The 1153-nt window shown below is 61.9% G+C and carries 1 protein-coding gene; it reads left to right on the plus strand.

The window, feature by feature from the left end:
• Nucleotides 1–1153, plus strand: a 1153-nt coding sequence (locus NMG70_RS17330) for an SAM-dependent methyltransferase (RefSeq protein ID WP_436798413.1), incomplete at both ends; no start/stop codon positions are given.

A 1153-nucleotide genomic window follows, 5' to 3' on the forward strand; every position in this document is an offset into this window, starting at 1 on the left:
GCCGCCGCTCGATCAGCCCGCAGTCCCTGCGCGCGCTCCCGGCCGGACGTAAGTGGGCGCGTGACATCGCCAGTGTGATCTTCGATGGCCTTATGGTAGGAAGCCTATCGGTGCCAGCGCAATTGGCTGCCAGGTGGGACTGGTTCGGCGGCCCCCTCACCGAGCTGATCATCGAGCTCGGCAAGGTCTGGGACGATCCCGTAGCGTGCCGCCGCGTCCAGTATCACCTTGAGCAAATGCTTCTCGACTTCGACGATCTTGCCGCGCCGCGCAGGCTGGCGCGGACACTCGGAATTCGCGTCGACGCTCGAAATCCGGATGCGACCGAGCTGCCGGAAGGAACCGATCAAATCTATGCCTACCTGATGATGGATGGCCAGATCAGGGCTGTGGTGCAGTTCGGCGTACTCGGGACGGTGACAAGGCGTCATTGGATCGAATTGATCCGGGATTGCGTGCCCCCAGAAGGGCTCACACGCAATCTACCCGGCTATAGGGGCATCGCGTTCCGCTTCTTGACGCGTGCCGCGAGTCTTGCGAGCCGATCGCTTGCACCAGCCCTCCAACATGGCGCCGCAGCCAGTAAGGTCAACAAGTTTGCAGCAGAAGCATTGCTGTCCATGGCGGGACGTCGGTCTGATCGGGACAGCCACTTCGGAAAACTCGCGCAGTTGGCAGCGGAAGCGCGCGAGCTGGTAGGGTCGAGCGCCGAAGCGACAGCGGCTCTCGCTCTCCCGCGCCGTGCACCAGCCGGGGGCGAGCGCTACAATGATCGCACGTCGTTCTGGAATGGCTATTTCGCGACCGAGGATCCCTGGAACTACGGTTCGTCCTATGAGCAGGAAAAATATGAGCGGCAACTCGAAATTCTGCCGGCCGGTCCCATAGGACGGGCGCTTGAGTTGGCCTGCGCGGAGGGTCACTTCACGCGGCAGCTGGCACCACGAGTGGGCCATTTGACCGCAACCGACATCTCCGCCGTAGCCGTCGAGCGCGCGCAAGCGCGATGCAGGGACCGACCGAATGTTGAGTTCGGCGTACTGGATTTCTGCGCGGACACGCTGCCTGATGAGATGGACCTGATCGTCTGCTCGGAAGTGCTCTATTTTTTGGACGATCTCGCCGAGTTGCGGCGCTTCGCAAAAAAAATCGT

The organism is Mesorhizobium ventifaucium (assembly GCF_935822925.1).
GTDB lineage: Bacteria > Pseudomonadota > Alphaproteobacteria > Rhizobiales > Rhizobiaceae > Mesorhizobium > Mesorhizobium ventifaucium.